At 64.7% G+C, this 15,104-nt stretch carries 18 protein-coding genes; 5 read left to right on the top strand and 13 right to left on the bottom strand.

Translation table 11 applies throughout. The annotated features are described in order from the left end of the window. Positions 1-10: 10 nt before the first annotated feature. Positions 11-796, bottom strand: a complete 786-nt coding sequence (locus ABIA42_RS38140) for a L,D-transpeptidase (RefSeq protein WP_370115884.1) — start codon at positions 794-796, stop codon at positions 11-13. Positions 797-1,003: 207 nt separating this feature from the next. On the opposite strand from ABIA42_RS38140, the gene ABIA42_RS38135 reads away from it, so the two are divergent. From ABIA42_RS38135 to ABIA42_RS38115, 5 genes are all read left to right on the top strand, one after another. After that, positions 1,004-2,116 (top strand): AI-2E family transporter, encoded by a 1,113-nt coding sequence (locus ABIA42_RS38135; protein ID WP_370115885.1) that lies wholly within the window; start codon positions 1,004-1,006, stop codon positions 2,114-2,116. A gap of 77 nt (positions 2,117-2,193) precedes the next feature. Then, positions 2,194-2,565 (top strand): YqjD family protein, encoded by a 372-nt coding sequence (locus ABIA42_RS38130; protein ID WP_271529768.1) that lies wholly within the window; start codon positions 2,194-2,196, stop codon positions 2,563-2,565. A 93-nt stretch (positions 2,566-2,658) separates the two neighbouring features. Further along, positions 2,659-3,114, top strand: a complete 456-nt coding sequence (locus ABIA42_RS38125; protein ID WP_271529769.1) for a hypothetical protein — start codon at positions 2,659-2,661, stop codon at positions 3,112-3,114. A 184-nt stretch (positions 3,115-3,298) separates the two neighbouring features. Further along, positions 3,299-4,441, top strand: a complete 1,143-nt coding sequence (locus ABIA42_RS38120) for an OpgC domain-containing protein (protein WP_370115887.1) — start codon at positions 3,299-3,301, stop codon at positions 4,439-4,441. Between the two features lie 146 nt (positions 4,442-4,587). Then, a complete protein-coding gene (locus tag ABIA42_RS38115; protein ID WP_271529771.1) occupies positions 4,588-5,232 on the top strand; it encodes a TetR/AcrR family transcriptional regulator in 645 nt (214 codons plus the stop codon). Here the strand turns inward: ABIA42_RS38115 and ABIA42_RS38110 are convergent. The 12 genes from ABIA42_RS38110 to urtD all read right to left on the bottom strand — a co-directional run bounded on the left by ABIA42_RS38110 (position 5,229) and on the right by urtD (position 15,101). Beyond that, positions 5,229-6,890: an HWE histidine kinase domain-containing protein gene (locus tag ABIA42_RS38110; RefSeq protein ID WP_370115888.1), complete on the bottom strand. Its 1,662-nt coding sequence runs from the start codon at positions 6,888-6,890 to the stop codon at positions 5,229-5,231. The two genes, ABIA42_RS38115 and ABIA42_RS38110, sit on opposite strands and share 4 nt — an antisense overlap. Before the next feature lie 301 nt (positions 6,891-7,191). Then, the gene (gene ureG, locus ABIA42_RS38105; RefSeq protein WP_271529773.1) at positions 7,192-7,815 is read right to left on the bottom strand and encodes an urease accessory protein UreG; all 624 of its coding nucleotides are present in this window, start codon (positions 7,813-7,815) and stop codon (positions 7,192-7,194) included. Between the two features lie 38 nt (positions 7,816-7,853). Continuing rightward, complete coding sequence (locus ABIA42_RS38100; protein ID WP_370123693.1) at positions 7,854-8,582, bottom strand: urease accessory protein UreF; 729 nt, start codon at positions 8,580-8,582, stop codon at positions 7,854-7,856. Beyond that, positions 8,563-9,180: an urease accessory protein UreE gene (locus ABIA42_RS38095; protein WP_271529774.1), complete on the bottom strand. Its 618-nt coding sequence runs from the start codon at positions 9,178-9,180 to the stop codon at positions 8,563-8,565. Before ABIA42_RS38095 ends, ABIA42_RS38100 begins: the two co-directional genes overlap by 20 nt. A gap of 13 nt (positions 9,181-9,193) precedes the next feature. Then, positions 9,194-9,493, bottom strand: coding sequence for a putative quinol monooxygenase (locus tag ABIA42_RS38090; protein WP_028177262.1), 300 nt, complete (start codon positions 9,491-9,493; stop codon positions 9,194-9,196). Between the two features lie 142 nt (positions 9,494-9,635). After that, a complete protein-coding gene (ureC, locus tag ABIA42_RS38085) occupies positions 9,636-11,351 on the bottom strand; it encodes an urease subunit alpha (RefSeq protein WP_370115890.1) in 1,716 nt (571 codons plus the stop codon). A 34-nt stretch (positions 11,352-11,385) separates the two neighbouring features. After that, on the bottom strand, positions 11,386-11,925 hold the full coding sequence (locus ABIA42_RS38080; protein WP_370115891.1) for an HD domain-containing protein: 540 nt from the start codon (positions 11,923-11,925) through the stop codon (positions 11,386-11,388). 57 nt (positions 11,926-11,982) lie between these two features. Continuing rightward, on the bottom strand, positions 11,983-12,288 hold the full coding sequence (locus ABIA42_RS38075; RefSeq protein WP_026202067.1) for an urease subunit beta: 306 nt from the start codon (positions 12,286-12,288) through the stop codon (positions 11,983-11,985). Between the two features lie 130 nt (positions 12,289-12,418). Next, a complete protein-coding gene (locus ABIA42_RS38070) occupies positions 12,419-12,721 on the bottom strand; it encodes an urease subunit gamma (protein ID WP_007605424.1) in 303 nt (100 codons plus the stop codon). A gap of 37 nt (positions 12,722-12,758) precedes the next feature. After that, positions 12,759-13,589: an urease accessory protein UreD gene (locus ABIA42_RS38065; protein WP_370115892.1), complete on the bottom strand. Its 831-nt coding sequence runs from the start codon at positions 13,587-13,589 to the stop codon at positions 12,759-12,761. Between the two features lie 51 nt (positions 13,590-13,640). Continuing rightward, positions 13,641-14,336, bottom strand: coding sequence for an urea ABC transporter ATP-binding subunit UrtE (urtE, locus tag ABIA42_RS38060; protein WP_319328950.1), 696 nt, complete (start codon positions 14,334-14,336; stop codon positions 13,641-13,643). Between the two features lie 3 nt (positions 14,337-14,339). Then, complete coding sequence (urtD, locus tag ABIA42_RS38055; protein WP_370115894.1) at positions 14,340-15,101, bottom strand: urea ABC transporter ATP-binding protein UrtD; 762 nt, start codon at positions 15,099-15,101, stop codon at positions 14,340-14,342. Positions 15,102-15,104: the final 3 nt, after the last annotated feature.

The raw sequence follows: 15,104 nt of genomic DNA, 5'->3' as shown, positions 1-15,104 counted from the left end.
TCGCTCACTCTCAGTTCACGGCCGACGTCGTGATGTTCAACGCATGGCGGCCGGTGGGCAGCGTGCTCACGGCCGGGCGCTTTCGCGCGGGATCTGCGCCTTTGGCCATCAACGGGGCGTTCTTCGGCAGCACCACGACCCTGGCGCCGACATTGACCCGGTTGAACAGGTCGATGACGTCCTCGTTGGTCATGCGGATGCAGCCGGACGAGACGAACTTGCCGATCGTGGAGGGATCGTTGGTGCCGTGGATGCGGTATTCGCTGGAGCCGAGATACATTGCACGCGCGCCGAGCGGATTGCCGGGGCCTCCGGCGACGAAGCGCGGCAGATAGGGCTGGCGCGCGATCATCGCGGTCGGCGGGTGCCAGTCCGGCCATTCCGCCTTGCGGCTCACGCTCTGCACGCCCGACCAGGTGAAGCCCTCGCGGCCGACGCCGACGCCGTAGCGGATCGCGCGGCCATTGCCGAGCACGTAGTAGAGATAGGTGTTGTTGGTGTCGATGACGATGGTACCGGCCGGCTCACCCCTGTCGAAGCTGACGATCTGCTTGCGCAGCCGGTCGGGCAACTGGGCGTCCTCGTCGGCGGGCTGCGGCGCCTCGTTGACGTCGCCCTGGGAGTAACCCTGGGAGTAACCCTGGTCCTGCGGATAGGCCTGCGGCTGCATCGGAGCATAGCCGAAGGTTTGCGCGCTCGCGCCACCACAGGTTACCGCGAGAAAGGCCGTAGCGAGCGCGAACGCGGCGACAGAGCGCAGCGCAGAGCTGCGGCGGACTACAGAGAACTTCGTCATGTGCTGCCCCGTTGGACGTCTGCATCAGGGTGACGCAGCTGGTTCAAGCAACGCAGCGGTGCCGATTCGAGTTCCACCGCAGGCTGCGGCAGCTTGGTCACAGTCAAGAGAGCACATCTTCACGAAGCTGCGATGGAACTCGCGCTCCCTCCGCAACGTTATGGAATGGGCGCGCGGATCGCTAGCCTTCCATGCGGGAGATATGTTGTGCGCGTCCTTCCCAGCGAACGCCTGATTTCCGGAAACAGCGAAGGCGAGCCGCTCCCTGAGAGCCGTGGCGAGCTGCCGCCGGTGATCCGCCGCACCGAGTTCGTCGCTCTCGCACTCGCGGGCCTGCTGCTGATTGCGGTCGTCACCGTGCTCTATGTCGGAAGGGCGTTCTTCCTCCCCGTGGTGATGGCCTTCGTCACCGGCACCATGCTGTCGCCGGCGGCGAACTTCCTGGAGCGGTACAAGGTGCCGCGGGCGCTCGGTGCTGTCCTGATCGTGATCGCAGGGACGACAGTGGTTGCCTTTGTCGTCGCGCTGATCGCCTCGCCCGTGATGGAGTGGAGCACGCGCCTGCCGGAGCTAGGTGCGCAACTGAAGGACAAGTTGAACGTGTTCGACCGGCCGCTTTCGCTGTGGCGGGAAATGCAGGTCATGCTCGGCGGATCGGAAGGGTTGCCGAGTTTCCATATGCCCAAGGTCGAGTGGGTGCAGCCGACGCTGGAGTTCCTGTCACCGACCTTTGCCGAATTCCTGCTGTTCTTCGTCACGCTGATCCTGTTCATCGCAAGCTGGCGCGACCTGCGACGGGCCATGATCATGACCTTCAGCGACCATGATGCGCGGCTGCGCACGCTTCGGATTCTCAACGAGATCGAGGTCCATCTCGGCAACTACCTCCTGACCGTCACCCTGATCAATGTGGGCGTCGGCGTCGGCACCGGCCTCATCTGCGCGCTCACCGGCATGCCCAATCCGGCCGGGCTCGGCGCGCTGGCGGCAACGCTCAATTTCATCCCGATCATCGGGCCGGTCGCGATGTTCGTGGTGCTGGTCGTGGTAGGGCTGGTTGCCTTCCCGACCATCGGCGGCGGCCTCGTGGCCGCGCTCGCCTTCGGCGGGCTCACCTTCCTGGAAGGGCACTTCATCACGCCGACCATTATCGGCCGGCGACTGGCGCTGAATGCACTTGCGGTCCTGCTTGCGCTGGCCTTCTGGACCTGGATGTGGGGCCCCATGGGCGCGTTCCTGTCCTCACCGCTTCTGATCATGGCTCTGATTCTCAAGGAGCATCTGCTGCCGACGGACGCGCCGCATCTGCCGCAGGCCTGACTGGTTTCCGTGACGGAACTTCCCCGACGACGAAACGTTCTCCGGCTATCTCAGCCGTCAACAGTTTGGAGCTCCCGATGTCCACGCCCAATGCCGAAGCCGGGATGAAAGACTGGACCGACAAAGCCACCCGAGAACGCCTCGAGAAGGATGTAGCAGCCGTGAAAAGCGATATCGCCACCCTCACCGACCAGATCACCGACGCGCTCAATACTTTCGCCAACTCCACCGGCAAGCAGGCTCGCCGCGGCTATCGCCAGGCGCGCGAGAACGTGGATTCCGCGATGGACGACATGTCCGAGCGCGGCAGCGCGATGATGGAAGCTGCGCAAGACGCCTACGGCTCGATCGAGGAGACGCTGGAAGAGGCGATCACGCAGCGACCGCTCGCGACCGTCGGACTGGCGCTCGGCATCGGCTTCCTGATCGGCGTCGCCTGGCGCCGGTAAGGTTGCGGAACGGATGCTGAGACGGCGGCGCTGCCGCGCCGCCGATGTCAGCTTGTGACGTTTCGGCTTGTGGGGGATTTGAGGAGCAAGGCCATGTTTCAGCGCATCATAGACGCGATCAGTGCATCCACCGGCACGACGGTTCGGCTGACCTCCCTTGCCGCAGGTGCGGCCTTCGCGCTGTTGGTGACGACGAGCTTCCTTTGTGCCGCCGCCTTCATCTCGGTCCTGGAGACATATGGCCCGGTGCAGGCTTGCCTTGCCGGCGCGGGCATCTTCTTCCTGCTGACCCTGGCGGCGGCAGGCTCCTATTGGGGCTACAAGCGCGAGGTGCAGAAGCGTGCCCAGATCGCGGCCGAGCGCGCCGCGAAGTCGGCCGCGCAGAGCATGCTTGCGGATCCGATGCTCCTCGCCACCGGGCTCCAGATCGTTCGCGCCATCGGCATGAAGCGGCTGTTGCCGATCCTGGCGATCGGCGGCGTCGCCCTCGGCATCCTGGCGAGCCGCGCCGGCGCGTCCGACGAAGTGTCGGCTGAACCCGCCGAATAGCGGTCAGCCGGTTAGGAAATTTCGCCGTAGATCCTGCGAGCGCGTCTATCCGCTGCGATCGACGCGACGCGGCGCAATTTTGCGCCAATCGGTGCAAACCGGCCCCATTCACGCAAATGCTACTCGGATAGGCAGGAGGTTGCCGGTAAAAGCATCATCCTGATTCCCAAAGCTATTTTACTCAATGAAAACGTCCGTCAAGGCGAACCTCGCCGCATTCCATCACGACGCCAGGCTGTATTTGACGCTCGGCATCGCCAACTGGTCGGTCTTCGTCGACCACATTCCGAACAACGTCGTCAACCTGCTGACGCTGCGCAACTTCGGCTTCAGCGGCGCGGCGGACCTGTTCGTGTTCGTGGTGGGTTATGGCGTCGCGATCATCCACGGCAGGATGACGCTGGAGCGCGGCTACCTGGTCGCGGCAACGCGGATCTTTCGCCGCGTCTGGCGGCTCTACGCCGCCTATGTCGTGCTGTTTGTGATCTATATCGACGCCATCGCCTATGTCGCCTCGCAATCGATGGCGCCGGAGATCATCCATGAATACAACATCTCGGGGATTCTCGAGCACCCGCTGCGCATCCTGATTCGCGGTCTCGTGCTCCAGGAGGAGCCACTGAACCTCGACCTTCTGCAGCTGATGATTCCTCTGATGGCCTTCTTTCCGTTCGCGCTGTGGGGTCTGCTGCGACGGCCGAACCTGACGCTTGCGGCATCGGTCGCGCTGTATCTTGCCGCACGCTGGTTCGAGTGGAATTTTCGGGTCTCTCCCGACCAGGAGTGGACCTTCAATCCGCTCTGCTGGCAGATGCTGATGGTGCTGGGCGGGTGGTTCGCCGTCACAGGCGCACCGGGACGGGCGCTGCGCGACCTTCCCTGGCTGCGGATACTCGCAGGGAGCTATCTCGTCTTCGCGATGGCGGTCACCCTGTTGCGCCATTCGCCGCAACTGTCCGCCTATCTGCCAGGCCTGCTCCTCGAGAGCATCGCGCCGACCGACAAGGAAAACCTCGCGCCTTATCGTGTGGTTCACTTCCTCGCGCTCGCCTTGCTCGCGACCCATCTGGTTCCAGCCGATCACCCCGGCCTGCGATTGAGGCCGCTTCAGGCGGTCATACGATGCGGCGAGGAATGGCTTGCCGTGTTCTGCGTCGGCGTGTTCCTGTCCTTTGCAGGCCATCTCATCCTGATCACCGGCCCCAATCTGGTGGCGATGCAGATCGTGGTGAGCATCATCGGCTTCGCCGCGATGACCGCCGTCGCCTACTACGTCGCCTGGTCGAAGCGGCAGGACATGCCTGCCGCCCTGAGGCAGCAGGCCTAAAGCATGATCCGGAAAAGTGCGCAGCGGTTTTCCGAAAAGATCATGCTTAAACAACAACCTAAAGCGCGATGACGATTCATCCTAATCGCATCGCGCTTAGTCGCAAAATCGTGCGATTCTGCTAGGCCGAAGGCCATGGCTGCGCTATGCCGAAAGTCTGCGTGAGGAGACCGGGCGTGGCGAGGGGGAAAGGCGGGGGTGACGAGGCTGACAGCGCGCCCCGGCGCGGCCGGCCGAGGTCAATCGAGAGCAGCAACGCCATTCTCGAGAGCGCCTATGCGCTGATGGCCTCCACCGGCCTTGCCGCCACCACCATCGACGCGGTCGCGCGCCATTCCGGCGTCTCCAAGATGACGATCTACAAATGGTGGCCGTCCCGCGAGGCGCTTTTGATCGACGCCTTTCTCCACCACGCCGCACAGATGCTGCCGCTGCCGCCGGCGAGTTCCGGCAGCCCCGCGGCGCGCGCGCGCCGCCATGCCGCGGCCTATGCCGAAGCGCTCCAGGGCGAGTTCGGCAAGGTCCAGCTCGCCGTCATCTCCGAATGCATCTCGAAGACCGGCTCGGCGGAGCTGTTCTACGCGCGCTATCTGCAATTCCGCCGCGATGCGCTCGTCGAGATGATCGCCGCGGGCCAGCAGGATGGCAGCATTCTGGCTGAGGGGCTTCCTGAGGATCTCTACGATGCGATCTATGGCAGCCTGTTCTATCGCTACGTCTTCGGCATCACGCCGGTCACGCCGGCTTACGCGCGCAGCCTCGTCGATCTCGTGTTGCGGCCGAAGGGTTAGCTGCGCACGGGCCTGACCGGCGCCGAGATCTTGTCCGTGCGGTCGCGCTCGGTCATGTCGACCACCGTCTCCATCGGGGCGGTCAATTCGTAGACGTAGGAGACGTCGGTGAAGAAGCGCTTGGCGGTGCCCCCTAGCGCCTCGGGCGCGACGCGGTCGAGCAGGATCAGGCCGAAATCGGAATCGGGCCGGCGCGTCGCCTCGCTGGTGTTGAACTCCTCCCAGCGGAAATGGAAGACCTCGTTGCCGTCCTCTCCCGTCACCGTCCAGTTGGCGGTGATGTGCGGATGCTTTCCAACCAGCGACAGGCCCTCGTCGGAATGCGAGGCAAGCTCGAAGAACAGCAGCGACAGGCTCTGCGCCGCGCGTGCGCTGACCGCGATATCAGGACCGGTGACGGCGATGCGGTCGGCATGCGGGATGGCTCGCGCCTCGAACAGGCCCTTCAGCTTGACGCCCTGCCACTGGCTCTCGCTCAGCAGCGAGACCACGTTGGACATGGCGTGGATGCGCCCGATCAGCAGCTCGCGCGCGTTGTCGATGTCCGAGCCGTGGCGCAAGGTGCGCGTCACGATCGACTGGATCACCGCCAGGATGTTCTTGACGCGGTGATTGAGCTCGTCGATGACCGCGGTCAGCCGGCGCTCGAACCCGATCCTGACCTGGATCTCCCGGCTGAGCCGCAGATTGTTGTAGGCGACATAGCCGAACAGGCCGCACACCATTGCCGTGATCGCGAAGCCGATCGCCGCGACGATGATGGCGGTCTGCTCGGCGCGACGCGCCGAGTTGGTTTTCGCATAATAACTGAGCTGCCAGTCGCGGCCACCGAAGCTCACCGTGCGCGTCGCCGACGGCGCCGGCCCGTCCGCCGCAACCCTGCGCGTCGAGACCACGCCCTGCTCGTTGGCGATCAGCTCGCCGCCTTCCTTGCGCGGATCCCTGAGCGCGACCGCGAACAACGACATGTCGTCGTTGGTCAGCATCAGCGTGGCGAGCTCGTAGGAGAATGTGACGAACCCGGCCGGCTCCGTTGCTCCCTCGGGAATGACGGGCGCAGCCACGATGATGCCGATCGCGCCGTTCCCGCGGATCAGCGGCACCGGGTCCGAGGCAACCGACCTCTTCTCGGCGCGCGCACGCGTCAGCATGGCGCTGCGAACGGGATCCTGATCGTAGCTGCGGCCGGGCAGCGTCTTGGTCTCGTTGCTGCGTGGCTCGAGGTCCATCAGCACGTCGATCGGCTGAGTGATTTCGGCCGGGTTGATCGGCTTGTCGTCATAGGAACGAATCTGCGGATCTGGGAAGCCGGCGCCGGCGATGGCGGCCTGCGCCGCCGCGAGCTCGTTCGGCTTCAGCCGGGCAATCCAGCCGGCCACCACGAAATCGGTCTTGAAGGCGTAGATCGCCGAGCGCAGCGGCTCCAGCATGTTCGGCTTGATCACGGATGGCGCGCGGAACAGGCCTGAGGCGACACGCGCGAGCAGCTCCCGCTCGGTGAGGCGGTCCTGAACCAGGCTCGCATGAACGTCGATCGCGCGCGCGAGCGCGATCCGATCCAGCGCCAGCTCCTGGTCATGGACGCGATAGGCTGCAAGCCCGGAGAGCAAGACCCCGAGCAAAGCGATGAAGCCGATGATGAAACCCAGCCTGATCACGCGATTACTCAGGCGAAAGCAGGAGGTCGGCAACAAACACGGAGCATATGAACGCCGCTCGAACGGCCATCTGCCGAAACAGGGTGGACCCCAGTGGCGGAGATAATGGAGGAGGAGGCATCAGTACGCAACTTGGGTCGCCTGACAAGCTTAATCGGCCCGGCCGATGGACTGGCAGGGATGGATCTGCCCCGGGGCGCCGGAGGTAGTTAATCGCCGTGTCGGAAATTTGTTCCGCGCGGCTACGGCGCTGCCCAAACGTTAACGGCGAGAAACGCCCGCGCCAAGTGGTCGCGTCCCGTCAGCCCGGCCGTTTCAGGCCGCCTTTGGTCTCGATGAAGCCGACGATTCGGTCGAGCCCCTCGCTTTTCTTCAGGTTGGTCATGACGAAAGGACGCTCGCCGCGCATGCGCCTGGCGTCCGTCTCCATCTTCTCCAGGGAGGCGCCCACATGGGGCGCGAGGTCGGTCTTGTTGATGACCAGGAGGTCGGACCGGGTGATGCCGGGACCGCCCTTGGACGGGATCTTGTCGCCGGCGGCGACGTCGATGACGTAGATGGTGAGGTCGGCCAGCTCCGGGGAAAAAGTGGCAGCGAGATTGTCACCGCCGGACTCGATCAGCACGAGATCAAGTCCGGGAAACTTGGCGCGCATGTCCGCGACCGCGGCGAGGTTCATCGAGGCATCCTCGCGGATCGCGGTGTGCGGGCAACCGCCGGTCTCGACGCCGGCGATGCGATCCGGCGTCAGCGAACCCGAACGCACGAGGAACTCCGCATCCCATTTGGTGTAGATGTCGTTGGTGATCGCCGCAATGTCATAGCGCTCGCGCATGGTCTTGCAGAGCAGGTCCATCAGCGCGGTCTTGCCCGACCCGACCGGGCCGCCGACGCCGACACGCAAGGGGCCGTGAGATTTCGACATGTGATTCGCTCTCTCTCGATTGGCTAAGGCCGCGGCGGTCACGAGCGAAACAGCCGCGTATATTGCGTCTCGTGCCGCATGCTGGCGAGATCGGCCCGGAACGTCGCGCTGCCGAGATCGTCCAATGCCGCGTCCAGTGCACGATTGGCGGTCGCGGCGACGGCGGCTTCCAGCCTTACCAGAACACGCTGGCTATCCGTCTGGCCGAGCGGAATGAGCCGGCTGGCCGCCGAGATCCAGTTCGAGACCAGCGCATGCAGAAAGCCGTGCAACGTCGGCGCCAGCGGCACGGCGTGCATCGCGGCGACGACACCGACGGCGACCGGATAGACCAGTGGCGTGCTGCATACCGCAATCACGGCATCCAGTCCGTCGGCATTCCACGCGGCGCGAGCGATGTCGATGAACGCGCGGCCCTGTGATGTCGTCTCCAGCTGCCGCTCGCGCGACGGCACGAAGGCGGCGGCGAGCTCGGCGATCTCGTTCAAAGCGGTGGTCTCGCCCGCTTCCGCGGCGCGATAGGCGTGGACCAGAAACGTCGCGTCACAAAAGCCGGAGCCGTCGCCGAGCATCGCATCGAGCCAATCCGCCAGCGAGGCGGTGTCGGTGACGTCGCCCGCCTCGACGGCCCATTCGAGGCCGCTGGAATAAGAGAAACCGCCGACCGGGAACGCCGGCGACAGCCAGGTCATCAGCCGGTACAGCGCCGCCACCTCGCCCTCTGCAAGGGCACCGGCGCCGACCGGCTCATTTGTGGTCATGAGCATGCTTGTGGCCGTGGTGATGGTCGGGGTGGTCGCAGTGCTCATCGTGGTGATGTTGGTGACCGTGGCCATGATCATGCGCGGCATGATCATGATCGTGGTGGCCGTGATCATGGTGATGATGGCCGTGGTCGTGATGCGCATGGTCATCGTGCCCATGCGCGTGGCCGGCATCGGCATAGGCCCCGCCTTCGGGATCGAACGGCGCCTCGATCTCGATCACGCGCGCGCCGAGGCCCTTCACCATGGCCTCGATGACGTGGTCGCGACGGATGCGCAGGGCCTTGGCCATGATCTGCGTCGGCAGATGGCGATTGCCGAGATGCCAGCCGACCCGGATGAGATGGTGCGGATCGCGGCCGCGGATCTCGAGCAGCGGCTCGGGCGCCGCGACCACTTCGATCAGCCGGCCGTCCTCCAGCACCAGCGCGTCGCCGCCGCGCAGCGCGACGGCATGCTCCAGGTCGAGCAGGAATTCGAGCCCCCGCGTGCCCGTCATCGCCATGCGGCGGCGGTGCCGATCGTCGAAATCGAGCACGACCGTATCCGCCGGCGCTTCCGTGAAGCGGTGCTGTCCCCTGACCTGCGTCGCCCGGATCATGCGTCCTACCTCTTTACCGTGTCTCGACCTTCTCGGGTGTGATCACTTCGATCCTCGGCGGTGCCGTGAAGCACTTCACCGCGACGCGGCCGAACGTCTTCATGTGCTCCATGCCCCGATGCGGCACCAGCGCCTCGGCATTCTCCCACTGCTCGACGAACACCATCTTGCTGGGATCGGTGACGCTTTCATGCAGATCATAGGCGATATTGCCGGGCTCCTTCCGCGTCTCCTTGATGCAGGCGGTGGCCGCTGCAATGAATTCGGCGCGCGTTTCGGGCTTGATGGTCAAAGTCGCAACGACGTAGATCACGAGAATCCTCCCGGCTTTTCTTCTGAAGGTTAAGATACCGGGCGGGACATTAGACCAGGCGGGACCGAACGCAAAACCGCAAAAAGCCGTCCCCGGACATGCGGCCAGACTTCCCTCCCTGGGCATGCGTTGAGGCGCTATTTCAGTACATGAAATACCGCTGCGCCATCGGCAGCACCTCCGCAGGCGGGCAGGTCAGCAGCTCGCCGTCGGCGCGCACCTCGTAGGTCTCCGGATCGACCTCGATGTTGGGCGTGGCATCGTTGTGAATCATGCTCTTCTTGGAGATCCTGCCGCGGGTGTTCTGGACGGCATAGAGCTTCTTGTCGATGCCGAGCTTGCGCGCGAGGCCGCCGGTGACGGCAGCCTTCGAGGTGAAGACGACGGAGGACGCCGTGAGCGCCTTGCCGAAGGCGCCGAACATCGGCTGGTAGTGCACCGGCTGCGGCGTCGGGATCGAGGCATTGGGATCGCCCATGGGCGCGGCGACGATCGTGCCTCCCTTGACGATGCAATCCGGCTTGACGCCGAAGAACGCCGGCGACCACAGCACGAGATCGGCCAGCTTGCCCTTCTCCACCGAGCCGATCAGCTTCGACACGCCGTGTGCGATCGCCGGATTGATCGTGTACTTGGCGATGTAGCGCTTGACGCGGAAATTGTCGTTGTCCTTGCCCTTGTCCTGCGGCAGCGAGCCGCGCTGCTTCTTCATCTTGTCGGCGGTCTGCCAGGTCCGGATGATGACCTCGCCGAGGCGGCCCATGGCCTGCGAGTCCGAGGACATCATCGAGAGCGCGCCGAGGTCGTGCAGGATGTCTTCGGCCGCAATCGTCTCCTTGCGGATGCGGCTTTCGGCGAACGCCAGATCTTCCGCGATCGAGGGATCGAGGTGGTGGCACACCATCAGCATGTCCAGATGCTCGTCGATGGTGTTGCGGGTGAAAGGCCGCGTCGGGTTGGTCGAGGACGGCAGCACGTTCTTCAGGCCGGCGATCTTGATGATGTCAGGGGCGTGACCGCCGCCGGCGCCTTCAGTGTGGAAGGCATGAATGGTGCGGCCCTTGAACGCCTTGACCGTGTCCTCGACGAAGCCGGATTCATTCAGCGTGTCGGTGTGGATCATCACCTGGATGTCGTGATCGTCGGCGACCGCCAGGCAATTGTCGATTGCGGCCGGCGTGGTGCCCCAGTCCTCGTGCAGCTTCAGTGCGCAGGCGCCTGCCTTGATCATCTCGACCAGCGCCGCAGGGCGCGAGGCGTTGCCCTTGCCGGAGATGCCGAGATTGACCGGGAAGGCATCGAACGACTGGATCATCCGCGCGATGTGCCACGGGCCGGGCGTGCAGGTGGTGGCGAAGGTGCCGTGCGAGGGGCCGGTGCCGCCGCCCAGCATCGAGGTGACGCCACTCATCAGCGCGTGCTCGATCTGCTGCGGGCAGATGAAATGGATGTGGCTGTCGAAGCCGCCGGCGGTGAGGATTTTTCCTTCACCCGCGATGACATCGGTGCCGGGGCCGATGACGATGGTGACGCCCGGCTGGATGTCGGGATTGCCGGCCTTGCCGATGCCGGAGATCATGCCGTCCTTGATCGCGACGTCGGCCTTCACGATGCCCCAGTGATCGACGATCAGCGCATTGGTGATGACGGTGTCGGCCGCCCCCTGCCTGTTGGTGACTTGCGATTGCCCCATGCCGTCGCGGATCACCTTGCCGCCGCCGAACTTCACCTCCTCGCCGTAGGTGGTGAAATCCTTCTCGACCTCGATGATGAGATCGGTGTCGGCCAGCCGCACCTTGTCGCCGGTGGTCGGGCCGAACATGTCGGCATAGACGGAACGCTTCATCTTGACGGACATCACAAGCCCCGTTTGCGTTGGAATATCTGGTGGGTCATAGCAGCGCCCTCGCTGCTTTCACGGCATCGTCGAATTTCTCGTCGAGCCACGCATTGCCGCCGCGGCAGCCCGCGACGACCTGCGTGGCCCACTCGACATAGTCGGCGAGATCGTCGCGTTCCTCGGCACTGGGATCGGTTTGAATGCGTGCGCCCGTGTTGCTGATCTTGTCGGCGATCTTGATCAGCTTGGCGCCGTCGGATTTCTTCGGAGCGTCCAGCACCTGAAGCCGACGCCGCTCAGCCTTCGGCAGGCTCATATCGTCGGTGCACTCGGTGACGAGGGAAGCGACACGCGTGGAAAATCTCTGTGCCAGCTCCTCAGCCGTCGTGTCGGTGTCCTCGATTGCGTCGTGCAGCCAGCCGGCAGCGACGAGCTCGGCGTCGGCACCGTCAGTCGCGGTCGCAAGCAGGTTCGCGACCTCGGCGAGATGATTGATATAAGGCTCATTACCGCGCCCCTTGCGCGCCATGCCGTTGTGGCGGCGCGCGGCGAGTTCGGCAGCTTCGGAGACGAGGCGGATGGCAGGCAGCATGGCAAATACCTCCGTTTTCGCCTCAACCGTGCCGCGCCGTGCTCGTTCCTCCGGGTGTCACAGCTTCCCCATGACGTCGCCGCGGAAACCGTAGATCGTCTTCTTGCCGGCCATGGCGACGAGCTGGACGTCGCGGGTCTGGCCGGGCTCGAAGCGGACGGCGGTGCCGGCGGCAATGTCGAGGCGCATGCCGCGAGCCTTCTTGCGGTCGAACTTCAGCGCGGGATTGGTCTCGAAGAAATGGTAGTGCGAGCCGACCTGGATCGGGCGGTCGCCGGTGTTGGCGACCGTCAGCGTCACGGTCTTGCGGCCGGCATTCAGCTCGATCTCGCCGTCCTGGATGAAGAGTTCGCCGGGAATCATGTGCTACCTCGTCTTGCTCCGGTGCGTCATGGCCGGGCTCGTCCCGGCCATCCACGTGGTGCCGCTTGGCTGAAAGTCGTGGATGCCTGGGACAAGCCCGGGCATGACGATGTTGATACAGTTTCGCGCTTCAACGGATCGGCTCGTGCACGGTGACGAGCTTCGTCCCGTCAGGGAATGTCGCCTCGACCTGGATGTCGTGGATCATCTCGGGAATCCCCGGCATCACCTGGTCGCGGGTCAGGACCTGCGCGCCGGATTGCATCAGCTCGGCGACCGTGCGGCCGTCGCGCGCGCCTTCGAGGATGAAATCGGAGATGATCGCGATCGCCTCGGGATGGTTGAGCTTGACGCCGCGATCCAGCCTGCGGCGCGCCACGATCGCCGCCATCGAGATCAGAAGCTTGTCCTTTTCGCGGGGAGACAGGTTCATGCGAAATCTCTTCCGTTCAACACGTCTATTCAGCCACTCAATTCAGCCAGAGCCGCGGCAGTGCGACGCCGGTGCGCGACAGCACGGCCATCATGTCGGCGCGCAAACGCACCGCATCTTGGGCACAGAACCGCGCCATTGCAAAGCCATTCCAGGCGGATATCCCGACCTCGCCGGAGAACGACTCCGACGCCTCGCGGATGCGCTCGACCAGTGCTTCATCGCCAGGCACGATCAGAGCCGTGCCGATCGCCGCGCCACCCTTGGCGACCGCGGATCGCGCGAGCTTGGCGCCGATATCGCCGACGAGCCTGACCGTTTCGGCGAAGACCAGCCTGCCGCCGCGGCGCATCCGCCAGCGGTCGACGAATTCGCCCTGCTCCATCCGCTCGCCCATGGCGGTGCGGCCGAACACGACGATCTCGCAAAGCAGGAGCGAGGCGTTCTCGTCGAGCACGATGTCGAAGCGGCGGTGAACCCGGGCGCGATCAAACAGGATCGTCTCCTGAGGCAGCCAGGCGAGATGTGCACCCGCGCCGGCCTTCAGGGCGATGTTGAGCTGCGCCGCCGAGCCCGGCGCGCGATAGACCTTTTCGGCCGCCGCAGTGGTCAGCGTCAGCCGCGAGCCATCCGCCGCCGATATCTCGATGTCGAAGCGATCACCGCCGGCAACGCCGCCGGCGGTGTTGACGAACACGCCGGAGAGGCCCTCGTCTTCGGGCGAGGGAAAGCGCACGCGGAGCGAACCGGATTCGTGCAAGGCCCCGCGCCGTGTCACACCGTCACGAGCGTGCACGTCGAACCTGACAGCGCCGCGGGCGCGGTTGGCCTCGAACACCGAAGTTGTCGCTAAAACGTCGCTGCGCATCCGTCTCCCCAGCCGGTCGCGGCAGGATTTCTTGGCTTACAGGTCCCCGACTTACAGCGCCATCTGGCGGCTGATCTCGCCGGGATCCAGGTTGGCGCGATCGCAGGTGAACTTCACCGCGCCGCGATCCATCACCGCGAAACTGTCGCCGAGTTCGCAGGCAAAGTCGAGATATTGTTCGACCAGCACGATGGCGATGTTGCCGAGGTTGCGCAGGTAGGAGATGGCCCGACCGATGTCCTTGATGATCGAGGGCTGGATGCCCTCGGTCGGCTCGTCCAGCAGGAGCAGCTTCGGCCGCATCACCAGTGCGCGGCCGATGGCGAGCTGCTGCTGCTGGCCGCCGGAGAGGTCGCCGCCGCGCCGGCCGAGCATGGATTGCAGCACCGGAAACAGCGAGAACACGTCGTCCGGAATATGCTTGTCCTCGCGCTTGAGCGGCCCGAAGCCGGTCTTGAGATTTTCCTCGACCGTCAGCAGCGGAAAGATCTCGCGGCCCTGCGGCACGAAACCGATACCCTTGCGCGCACGCTCATAGGGCTTCAGGCCCGTGATATCGCTGCCGTCGAACACGATCGCACCCGAGGAGATCGGATACTGCCCGACCATGGCACGCAAGAGAGAGGTCTTGCCGACGCCGTTACGCCCGAGCACGCAAGTCACCTTGCCGGGCTCGGCCGAGATCGAGACGCCGCGCAGCGCCTGCGCTGCGCCGTAGAACAGGTTGATGTCCTTGACCTCAAGCATGGCTCAGCGTCCCAGATAGACTTCGATGACCCGCTCGTTGGACGAGACCTGGTCGATGGTTCCTTCCGCGAGCACGGTGCCTTCGTGCAGGCAGGTGACCTTGACGCCGAGCTCGCGCACGAAGGTCATGTCGTGCTCGACCACCATGACCGTGTGGGTCTTGTTGATCTCCTTGAGCAGCTCGGCCGTGAGATGCGTCTCGACGTCGGTCATGCCGGCGACAGGCTCGTCGACGAGGAGCAGCTTGGGATCCTGCGCGAGCAGCATGCCGATCTCGAGCCACTGTTTCTGGCCGTGGCTGAGACTGCCGGCGAGGCGGTTGCGGGCGTCGGTGAGGCGGATCGTTTCCAGCACCCTGTCAATGCGCTCGGATTCCACCTTGCTGCCGCGCCAGAACAGCGTGGCCTTGACGCTGTGGTCGACATTGAGCGCGAGCAGCAGGTTGTCCTGCACGGTCTGGCTCTCGAACACGGTCGGCTTCTGGAATTTCCGGCCGATGCCGAGCTCGGCGATCCGGGTCTCGTCGAGCCGGGTCAGGTCGGTGACGCCGTCGAACAGCACGGTGCCCTCGTCGGGCTTGGTCTTGCCGGTGATGATGTCCATCATCGTGGTCTTTCCGGCGCCGTTCGGGCCGATGATGGCGCGCATCTCGCCGGGCTCGAGCGTCAACGAAAGATTGTTGATGGCGTGGAAGCCGTCGAACGAGACATGCACCCCGTCCAGATAGAGCATCGCGGAAGTCGCGCGGGTGTCCATGACGTTCATTGC

Source organism: Bradyrhizobium sp. USDA 327 (assembly GCF_041262065.1).
GTDB lineage: Bacteria > Pseudomonadota > Alphaproteobacteria > Rhizobiales > Xanthobacteraceae > Bradyrhizobium > Bradyrhizobium liaoningense.
This window is presented reverse-complemented; position numbering and strand designations above follow the sequence as displayed.